7 protein-coding genes are annotated in these 9983 nt (G+C 44.4%); 4 read left to right on the top strand and 3 right to left on the bottom strand.

The window, feature by feature from the left end; all coding sequences use genetic code 11:
* Positions 1 to 205 precede the first annotated feature (205 nt).
* Positions 206 to 1666 carry an efflux RND transporter periplasmic adaptor subunit gene (locus IM319_RS17710; protein ID WP_287736454.1) on the bottom strand — a complete coding sequence of 487 codons (1461 nt, stop codon included), beginning with the start codon at positions 1664 to 1666 and terminating at the stop codon, positions 206 to 208.
* Positions 1667 to 1951: 285 nt separating this feature from the next.
* Here IM319_RS17710 and IM319_RS17705 point away from each other — a divergent pair, with 285 nt between their 5' ends.
* Positions 1952 to 3310 carry an SUMF1/EgtB/PvdO family nonheme iron enzyme gene (locus IM319_RS17705; RefSeq protein WP_287736453.1) on the top strand — a complete coding sequence of 453 codons (1359 nt, stop codon included), beginning with the start codon at positions 1952 to 1954 and terminating at the stop codon, positions 3308 to 3310.
* 295 nt (positions 3311 to 3605) lie between these two features.
* On the opposite strand, the gene aspS is transcribed toward IM319_RS17705, so the two are convergent.
* On the bottom strand, positions 3606 to 5393 hold the full coding sequence (gene aspS, locus IM319_RS17700; protein WP_287736452.1) for an aspartate--tRNA ligase: 1788 nt from the start codon (positions 5391 to 5393) through the stop codon (positions 3606 to 3608).
* A gap of 220 nt (positions 5394 to 5613) precedes the next feature.
* On the opposite strand from aspS, the gene IM319_RS17695 reads away from it, so the two are divergent.
* Complete coding sequence (locus tag IM319_RS17695) at positions 5614 to 6396, top strand: aldolase/citrate lyase family protein (RefSeq protein ID WP_287736451.1); 783 nt, start codon at positions 5614 to 5616, stop codon at positions 6394 to 6396.
* A gap of 869 nt (positions 6397 to 7265) precedes the next feature.
* Here IM319_RS17695 and IM319_RS17690 read toward each other — a convergent pair.
* Positions 7266 to 8093, bottom strand: a complete 828-nt coding sequence (locus IM319_RS17690) for a DUF3598 family protein (protein WP_287736455.1) — start codon at positions 8091 to 8093, stop codon at positions 7266 to 7268.
* Positions 8094 to 8130: 37 nt separating this feature from the next.
* Between IM319_RS17690 and panD the strand changes: the two genes are divergently transcribed.
* Together panD and IM319_RS17680 are read left to right on the top strand one after the other, a co-directional pair.
* Positions 8131 to 8550 carry an aspartate 1-decarboxylase gene (gene panD / locus IM319_RS17685; RefSeq protein WP_052277873.1) on the top strand — a complete coding sequence of 140 codons (420 nt, stop codon included), beginning with the start codon at positions 8131 to 8133 and terminating at the stop codon, positions 8548 to 8550.
* A gap of 74 nt (positions 8551 to 8624) precedes the next feature.
* Positions 8625 to 9812: a TRC40/GET3/ArsA family transport-energizing ATPase gene (locus tag IM319_RS17680; RefSeq protein WP_286826316.1), complete on the top strand. Its 1188-nt coding sequence runs from the start codon at positions 8625 to 8627 to the stop codon at positions 9810 to 9812.
* Positions 9813 to 9983 lie beyond the last annotated feature (171 nt).

The following is a 9983-nucleotide window of genomic DNA, read 5'->3' as shown; positions in this document are numbered from 1 at the left end:
GTTATCAGTTATCAGTTATCAGTTATCAGATGTAAGTTTTAAGTTAATTAGTTAGTTATCTTTATAGCAGTTTTCATCAGAATGAGGTATGGGCAAGGGGCTTAAACCCTTTGTTGGCAAAACTTGTTGATACCTCAGTAACGTGAAAAGCGCTATATCTTTATACCTGTTTACTGTTTACTGATTACTGTTTACTGATTACTGATCACTGATTACTGATTACTGTAATTTTGTCGCCATCACCGAGATAGGCTGCCCCTTTGACCACAATGCGATCGCCCGCTTGTAAACCGGTGAGAATTTCCACGCGATTATTCGGCATAATTTGACCTAATTGCACAGTTTTGGCGGTGACGGTGTTATCAGGTCCCACTAAATAAACTAGAGCTTGATTATCTTTTTGGGGTAAAACCGCGGTCATGGGGACGGTTAAACTGTTGCTAGTATTCGTTACGATCGCACCTCGTAAAAACATCCCCGGTTTTAATCCTGTATTGTCGGTTAAATCGACTTCCACTGTTGCTTGACGGGATGCCTCATCGACGATGGGATTAATTTCGCGCACCTGTCCCGATAGTTTCAGACTGGTATTAGCATCGGAAGTGATAGTAACGGGCGCTCCGACGCGGATTAAGGGCAATTGATTCTCAGGAACCCGTAATCTTAGCTCTAAACGCCCATTTTCGATGATTTTAAAGAGAGCATTTTGACCGTTGGTGGTGTCCCCGATGCGGCCATTTCTTTCGGCAATTTTGCCACTGACCGGGGAAATCAGGCGCGTCTCGTTTAATTGGGCTTTAACTATGGCTAAACGGCTTTGAGCCTCCGCTAATTGGGCTGTAGCTTGGGCAATCACTTCGGGACGATTACCCGCTTGCAATTGTGCCAGTTGCTGCTCTGCTTCTCCTAAACGGGATTGGGTCTGTTGTACGATCGCCGCTTGGTTTCTTTCTTCATTGAGGACTTCATCGAGACGATCCCGGGCGATCGCTCCTTCCGCTTCTAAACTTTGGTTTCTCTGGACGCGTTTTTTAGCCAAATCCCAATCCGATTGAGCTTGACTAATTTCGGCTTTTATGCGTTGAATAGTTTGTTTAGCTCCAGCGATCTCCTCTTTACGGCTACCTGCTTGCAATTCTGCCAAACGCGCCCGGGATTGGGCGACATTTGCCTGTGCTTGGGTTAATTGCGCTTGCAGGACGCTATCATCGAGACGAGCCAAAATTTGACCTTGGCTGACCCTATCCCCTTCATCCACAAAGATTTCTTTGATTTGTAGTCCTGTCGCTTGGGAAAGAATCGGGATTAATTCATAGGCTGCCACGCTTCCAGTCGCTTTCAAGGTGCGGGCCACGGGAGTAAATTCTACCCTAGTGGTGGTTACTGTTTGTGCTGGTGCTTCATTTTTTGCCGCTACGGGCTGAGTATTGGGGTTTTGGGCTGTTTGGGGTCGATTAGCGAAACGAGTCGCCCCTAGGGTCAATAAAACCCCCAATCCCACACCGATAAATAAACCCCGTCCTCCCGATAGCCAAGAGTTGGTTTTTGTCGGTTTTGGCGAGTATTCGGTTTTCTCTGGCTCAATTTCGGGATTAAATGCGATTTCTTCGGGAACTAGCGAATTATCGGCTGAATGCTGGTTATTTTCTAGGGTATCTGGCCGCACGGTCTGCCCTCTCGGTAGATTCTGGATAAAATGTTAAGTTTTGTATCCATTTATAATCTAACGGAAAAAGGTCACGGGTGGGGAAAGTGAGAAAGTGGACTTACTGTAAAAATCCCAAATTGTCGTGGTTGGTGAGGATTCAGTAGGCAGTAGTCAGGAGACTCCGAGACAGGAGACTCCGAGACAGGAGAATTAAGAATGAGTAATAATCAATTAAATGGTTTATTTAGAGATTTTATGCCAGTTAATCTGGCTCTCCCCTACTTGTGGTCATAAGAAAAAGTTATGAAAAAGTCAGAGATCCAAATTTTCTTGGCCCATGCCAGTGAGGACAAACCAGCAGTTTTGGCACTGTATGACCGCCTTAAGCAAGCGGGATATAAACCTTGGTTGGATAAAAAAGACCTGATTCCGGGTCAAATTTGGCGAGATGAAATTCCGAAAGCGATTAAAGCTAGTCAGATTTTTCTCGCCTGTCTGTCAGCGAAATCGGCTAATAAACAGGGATACATCCAACGGGAGTTGAGGATTGCACTTGATACCTTGGGAGAGATGCTACCGGGGACAATTTTTTTTATTCCCATGAGGTTAGAAGAATGCGAAATTCCTGATCTGCGACTTGCAGAAGTTAGCTTGAATCTGCGAGATATTCACCGGCTTGATTATTGGGAAGAAGACGGATTTGAGCAACTAGAAAGAGCAATTGGCTATCAGTTCAAGCTTGAACCGGAAGAGCCAAAACAACTGTTATCAGTATTTAACTTTGAGGTGGTGGGAGTAAATGCGAAGGGTGAGCAAATCAAAAAAGAGTCGAAACAGTCCCAATATTTCAGGGAAGATCTGGGCAAAGGCATCACCTTAGAAATGGTCGCCATTCCGGGGGGAACTTTCCTGATGGGAACAGAAGATGAGGAAATCGAAAGACTGGTTAAAAAATTTAATTGGGAAGGATTTAGAAGGGAAAGACCACAACATGAAGTAACTGTCCCACCCTTCTTTATGGGTAAATACCCCATCACCCAAGCTCAGTGGCAAGCGATCGCCTCTCGCACGGATTTAAAAGTTAAACAAGACCTTGATTTCAAGCCAGCCTATTTTAAAGACCGTCCCGATAGCGATCGCCGTCCCGTGGAACAAGTCAACTGGTACGATGCGATCGAGTTCTGTGCGAGATTATCAAAACTAACGGTTCGGGAATACCGACTACCGAGTGAAGCGGAATGGGAATACGCTTGTCGTGCTGGAACCACCACCCCGTTTTACTTTGGGGAAACCATTACGGGGGAATTGGCTAACTACAATGCCAGTAATACCTACGCCGATGAACCGAACGGAGAATATCGAAACGAAACAACTCCCGTGGGACAATTTCCCCCAAACGCCTTTGGACTGTACGATATGCACGGCAATGTCCGGGAGTGGTGCGCCGATACTTGGCACGATAACTATGACGGTGCGCCGACGGATGGCAGTGTCTGGATAGAAAATGGTAATGATAATCGTTCTCCTCTGCGGGGCGGTTCCTGGGGCTACAATCCTACTTACTGCCGTTCCGCGATTCGCTACGACTACTACTTCCGCCGCGTCAACCGCATCAACAATTACGGTTTTCGGGTAGCCTGCGTTTTCGGGAGAACTCTCTAACCCTTTTTCCTTTTTCCCCTTTTACCCTCATTCCCTATTTTTTCTTTTTTCTTTTCTTTCCCGCCCTTAGGCGGGTCGATTTTGTAGGGGCGAACTCGACCCATTTGGTCGATTTTTGCTTAACAATTGTCAAGGATTGTTAAGATGCGCTTACCCTGCACTTTTCCCCTAGTTCCCAAAACTAAACTCTAGGAATTTTTAGCCACTGCCAAAGAGGATGAAGTGAGGGACGAAAAGAATTTAACTTAGTGTCAGCAGACTTTGAAAAATTAGGTGGGCATTGCCCACCTTAATCTTAGGATGGCGGTTTGTAGGTAGAAGCAACAGATAATTCTTTTAATTGCTTGGCTGCCACTGTCGAAGGTGCAGAAGTGAGTAAACAACTAGCTTGCTGGGTTTTCGGGAAAGCAATCACATCGCGAATCGATTCTTCTCGGGCTAACAACATCACCAAGCGATCTAAACCGTAGGCGATACCACCGTGGGGAGGGGTTCCGTATTCAAAAGCTTCTAACAAAAAGCCGAATTTATTATAGGCTTCCTCTCGGGATAGACCGATGGTAGCGAAGACTTTTTCCTGTACTTCCCGTTGATAGATCCGCAAACTGCCGCCACCGATTTCAATACCATTAAAAATCATATCGTAGGCTAGGGCGCGAGCGTGGGCTAGATCGTCTAAATCTTCGGGATTAGGGGCAGTAAAGGGGTGATGCAATGCTTCCAGGCGTTTTTCCTCGGTGTTGTATTCAAACATCGGGAAATCCGTCACCCAGAGGAGGTTGATTTTCTCAGGATCAATTAATCCCAATTGTTCCCCTAAAACTAAGCGTAGGCGGGATAGGGATTTATTGACTGTATCGGTATCTCCTGCCCCAAATAAGAGCAGATGCCCCGGTTTTGCGCCAGTCTTCTCGATTAAAGCCTGTTTTTGTGCCTCTGTCAGGTTATCTTTAATAGCACCAATGGTATCAAAATCGTAGTCTTCGCGCACACGGATGTAGGCAATTCCCTTCGCACCCGCGTCGGTGGCTTCTTTGAATAAATCCCCACCCGGTTTGATTCTGACGTTAGAAATCGCCTCGTTACCGTTGGGAATCGGTAAAACTTTCACCGTCCCACCACTAGCGATCGCACCTGAAAACACCTTAAATCCCGAATCGGCAAAAATCTCCGCCACATTGACCAATTCCAAGCCAAAACGGGTATCGGGGCGATCGATCCCATAGCGATCCATAGCCTCAGCATAGGTTAAACGGGGCAGGGGTAGGCTTATAGCGATATTTTTGACTTTTTTGAAGATATGAGCTATTAAAGCCTCATTCAGGGCTAAAATCTCAGGTAAAGAGAGAAAACTCATCTCCATGTCCAACTGAGTAAATTCCGGTTGACGATCAGCGCGCAGATCTTCATCGCGGAAACAGCGGGCGATTTGATAGTAGCGATCCATTCCCGACACCATTAATAATTGCTTAAATAGTTGCGGTGATTGGGGTAAAGCGTACCATTGGCCCGGGTTGACACGGGAAGGAACTAGATAATCCCGCGCCCCTTCGGGAGTCGATCGAGTTAAAATTGGCGTTTCCACTTCAATAAAATGCTGTTCATCTTCGAGAAAACGGCGCATTTCCTTGACAACTTGGTGACGTAGTTGTAAATTCTGACTCATACGCTCCCGGCGTAGGTCTAGATAGCGGTATCGCAAGCGCACATCTTCTCGTACCGATTCACTTTCGGAACTAGAGACGACAAAAGGCAGTTGTTTAGTAACCCCATTGAGAATCTCGATGCTAGTGGCGTAAATTTCGATTTCTCCGGTGGCAATGCGCGGGTTAAGGGATTCGGTAGGCCTTTGACTGACTGTTCCCGTCACCTTGATGACATACTCGTTTCTGACGGTTTCAGCGATGGGGTAGGAAGCGGGGGTTCGTTGGGGATCACTGACGATCTGGACAATACCACTGCGATCCCGCAGATCGATAAAAATAACGCCACCGTGATCGCGACGACGATCGACCCAACCGAAGAGGGTGACACTTTTTTCAATTTCGATCGCTCTAAGGTCGCCACAGTAGTGAGTTCGCATAGTCTAACTAGAGAATTACTTATATTACGAATGTAGTATAGAAAGGATGTGGCCAGAAAAAAATCAGACGGCCTTGCTCATTATGCCGGTATTTTGTCACTCTTGTGCCTTTGTTTAGGGTATTTTTATGGTCTCCTCGTCCTCAGCTATCAGCTTTTCGCCGATCGGCTATAATCAACAAGGCTCCTCTAGCAGTTAGCGATTTTGAACGATTAAAATCATGAATTCCTTAGAAAAAAAAATGGTGCAACTGTTAAGAGAACTCAGGGAAGATCACCATGTTTCAGGGGTAAAAGCGGAATTCGAGACGGAAGGAACCCGACTGACGGAAGCGATGCGGTTGAAAGAAATTAGTCTGAAAGCGGGGGTAGATTTTAATCTGAAAATCGCCGGTTGCGAAGCGATCAGAGATATATTTGATGCGGTTAATTTAGGAGTCGATCGCTTGATTGCTCCCATGGTAGAAACAGCCTACGCTTTACAAAAATATCTGCGGGCAGCTAGGAGGGTTTTAGCTGATCAACGGGTGGAAGATGTGGAGTTATTAGTTAATATCGAAACGATTACTGCCTGTGAGAATTTTCAGGAAATGTTGGCGATTCCAGAGATAAAATCTCTCCATGGTATCGTGATCGGACGGATGGATTTAGCCTGTTCTTTGGGATTAACTCGCCAGGATGTGAATAGCGAGCAAATTTTGGCTCTGGCTTTACCTTTGGCAAAAAAAGCTAAGGCTGCCGGTTTGACTGTTGCCATTGGGGGTGGGGTGTCACTGCATTCTTTACCGTTTTTCAAAATGTTCTGCCAAGGACATTTTGACTGCTTCGAGACGCGCAAAGTTATCTTTGATTGTCCCCAAGCTTTGGATAATTTCAGTTTAGCTTTGCCCAAGGCGATCGAGTTTGAATTACTCTGGCTAGAGAATAAGAAAAATTATTATGGTGCTATTGTTCGTGAAGATGCCCAGCGTTTAGAAATCTTGCATAATTTACTTTTTGGTTAAAGATATTGGTCCTTCGATCGATCGTGCAAAACCTAGGCATATCCAATCAATCTGACAAATAAAAGGTAAGTCCGGCTGGATAAATCTAAAAACCTTGTTGGATCAGATTTTTAGGCTTTTTGGTTTCCAAAAAGTGCCAGGGATTGGATCGATCGGGGCAAAATTGGCTCTCTTATTCTTGGTGTGATCAGTTTAACTTACTATAGAAGCGATCAATCTTTGTGTCCTCTGTGTCTGGTGTGGTTCCTTCCACACCCCCGCCCCCACCAACCAACTTTTTGCTGCAAACCCTAGATAGTTAACAGTTTCCCATCCCCAGTAGCTAATCTGGAGACTTTTCTCGCAGCATATCTGGTACATTTTGTCAAAAAAACTTTTTCGTTTTAACATAAGTACACATATTTTTGGCAAAAGATCTTTTTCGACAAGGGATCTTTTGGCAAGTTTTTCCCAGGGACGAATTAGTAATCCTAGACGTGGCAAGGGTTTCAAGGCACAAAGCCTAAAAACGCACAGAGTAACCCGATTCTTAGATTTTAGCAGCGGGCTGTAACTATTGCAATCTCGTTGACAAATAGGAATTTTTCTCAATTATTTTTTAAGAAAAGTAAAGATGAAGGAATGTAAATTTAAATCTTCTCAAGTATATTGGGATTTTGATAAATTTTGCTTATATAAATTAGCCCTTAGCATTCAGCTTCTGAGAGTAGTTATCTTATTGGTGAAGTACAAAGTTGTCGTTTTGGCAAGTCTCCGAGCAAGGAGAAGATGCCAAATCCAGTTATGATTCATCTTGATCAGAAACGCTATATTTTTCAGTGTAATTAGTGAATTTCCTTTTTATTATCAATCTAGCTGATGGCTGACGGCTAATAGCTTTCTTTTTCCTCTGTCACCAGAGTAATACCTGTCCATTCTCCCTTCTCGTTATAAGAACGAATTAAGCGCTGTCTTTGAGTAGGAGAAAGTAACCAACCCACCTCTAAAACAAAAGGATAACCGGCAGTAATTTTCAGAGGTGTATTAGAGGAAGAACCATCGGGCAGCAGCAGGATTTGAATCGGCAGCGGACTATTTTCAAACAACAATCTTTGTCCCTCGATACGAGCGCTAGAAGTAATTTTATTATCGCCAAAAGTCAAAGTTTGCGAGAGATAATTATCCCCCTGAGACTCGATAGATACATGGGTAGAATAGGCAGCAGAATTATAAAAATCGCGTCCCGTTGTCACCGCTTGTCCTTGCCATTGACCCAGTAATTGCTCCACCGTTAACATCGGTCTTTCTGGGGAGCTAGAATCAACTAACTTTTCCCGAATTAAAGTCAAGCGATCGAACTCACAGCGTTCATTAAATAACTGTACGATTCTTAATCGTCTTTCCCCAGAGATTAACCCAAATTCTGCGCCAAATTGTGAGGAAAAACTACTAAAATATAGAGAACCTTGGCAAAAGGCCCCCGTCTGGCTAAATAGAATACCCTGATTGAGAGAACCATACTCTAAAATCAAATCTTCCGGCACTTGATCGCTGTAGAAACGGCGGACCAATTGACGAATTGAGCGATTATTATTAATGCCTTGCAAAGATACCAAAGTCGGGGTATCTTCGATCAGATCGCCTTGAGGAGACAGACGGGTAAAAGAACCTTGCCATTGACCGAGATTTTTTAGTAAACATTCCCACTGGGAGAGCATAATAATTGAAGTAATTGGGGTAAATAGGACAAAATACATGGGAACAATTCGATTAATGCACGCCAAACTCCATCGAGTGCGCGTCAGCGAGGCTAACGTCGATTATGTCGGCAGTATCACTATCGATCGAGAATTGATTGAGCGGGTCGGTATTTTGCCCCTTGAAGAAGTGGATGTGGTCAATCTTAGCAATGGTAAGCGCTTTTCCACCTACGTTTTTCCGGGCCAAACCGGGGAAATCTGCCCCAACGGTGGTGCGGCTCTGCTCTGTCAACCCGGAGATATTTTGATTATCTATGCCTACGAACAACGTCCGAGGCAAGAAGTTCTCGAAAACGGTCATTTTGCCAAAGTTCTCGTCGCTGATGCTGAAAATCGCTGTCAGCAATTTTTTGAACAGAGCCTAATTCCCCGGGGTGATGGTCGGGGAGTGGAATTTTATAGCCAAGAATGCTGATTCTTGTCCTAAATTTGTTAACTTTCCCGTCATAATGAGAATAAGTAATGTAAACTTTCTTAGAATCAGCCCCCATGCGTGTAATTCTCATGACCGGTAAAGGAGGCGTGGGTAAAACCTCCGTCGCCGCCGCTACAGGACTCCGCTGCGCCGAACTTGGCTATAAAACCCTAGTTCTCAGCACCGATCCCGCTCACTCTCTCGCTGACAGTTTCGATCTCGAATTAGGTCACGATCCTCGTTTGGTACGCCCCCATCTTTGGGGGGCAGAATTAGATGCACTAATGGAGTTAGAAGGCAACTGGGGCGCAGTAAAACGTTACATTACTCAGGTATTGCAAGCTAGGGGTTTAGATGGAGTGCAAGCGGAAGAATTAGCGATTTTACCCGGAATGGATGAGATTTTCGGCTTAGTTCGCATGAAGCGCCACTACGATGAGGGTACTTATGATGTGTTGATTATCGATTCCGCACCCACGGGTACAGCCTTACGATTGCTGAGTTTGCCAGAAGTGGGCGGTTGGTACATGAGAAGATTTTACAAACCTTTACAGGGAATGTCGATGGCATTGCGACCACTGGTAGAACCTTTATTTCGACCGATCGCCGGTTTTTCCCTACCGGACAAGGAAGTTATGGACGCTCCCTACGAGTTTTATGAGCAGATCGAGGCTTTAGAAAAGGTTTTGACCGATAATACTCAAACCTCGGTACGTTTGGTGACAAACCCCGAAAAAATGGTGATTAAGGAGTCTTTACGCGCCCATGCCTATCTAAGTCTCTATAATGTTTCCACCGATTTGATTATTGCCAATCGGATTATTCCCGACAAAGTAACCGATCCTTTCTTTGCCCGTTGGAAAGAAAATCAACAGGTTTATAAACAGGAAATTTACGATAATTTTCATCCTTTACCGGTTAAGGAAGTTCCTCTCTACTCCGAAGAAATGTGTGGTTTACCCGCTTTGGAAAGACTGAAAGAAACTCTTTTTGCCGAGGAAGATCCGACTAAGGTTTATTACCAAGAAAACACCATTCGGGTAGTTCAACAGGAAAATAATTACAGTCTGGAATTATATTTACCCGGCATACCCAAGGAACAAATACAACTAAATAAAACTGGAGACGAGTTAAATATTCGCATTGGTAATCACCGTCGTAATTTAGTCTTGCCCCAAGCTTTAGCAGCCCTGAAACCTTCTGGAGCAAAAATGGAAGATGATTACCTGAAAATCCGTTTTAGCAACGTGGTGAAAGTGTAATTTTCTTAGAGTAGGTGGGAAGCTTTTCAGTGATCAGTAAACAGTAATCAGTGAACAGTAAACAGTAAACAGTAAACAGTAAACAGTAAACAGTAAACAGTAAACAGTAAACAGTAAACAGTAAACAGTAAACAGTAAACAGTAAACAGTAAACAGTAAACAGTAAACAGT

Source organism: Microcystis sp. M113S1 (assembly GCF_020246945.1).
Lineage (GTDB): Bacteria > Cyanobacteriota > Cyanobacteriia > Cyanobacteriales > Microcystaceae > Microcystis.
Note: the sequence above shows the minus strand (reverse complement) of the source record. Positions and strands in the feature narration are given on the sequence as shown.

What these genes read in the sequence shown, in the direction of transcription:
- IM319_RS17680 (WP_286826316.1), top strand. Translation starts at nt 8,625, where the DNA reads ATGCGTGTAATTCTCATGACCGGTAAAGGAGGCGTGGGTAAAACCTCC.
- aspS (WP_287736452.1), bottom strand. Translation starts at nt 5,393, where the DNA reads ATGCGAACTCACTACTGTGGCGACCTTAGAGCGATCGAAATTGAAAAA.
- IM319_RS17695 (WP_287736451.1), top strand. Translation starts at nt 5,614, where the DNA reads ATGAATTCCTTAGAAAAAAAAATGGTGCAACTGTTAAGAGAACTCAGG.
- IM319_RS17690 (WP_287736455.1), bottom strand. Translation starts at nt 8,093, where the DNA reads ATGCTCTCCCAGTGGGAATGTTTACTAAAAAATCTCGGTCAATGGCAA.
- IM319_RS17705 (WP_287736453.1), top strand. Translation starts at nt 1,952, where the DNA reads ATGAAAAAGTCAGAGATCCAAATTTTCTTGGCCCATGCCAGTGAGGAC.
- panD (WP_052277873.1), top strand. Translation starts at nt 8,131, where the DNA reads ATGGGAACAATTCGATTAATGCACGCCAAACTCCATCGAGTGCGCGTC.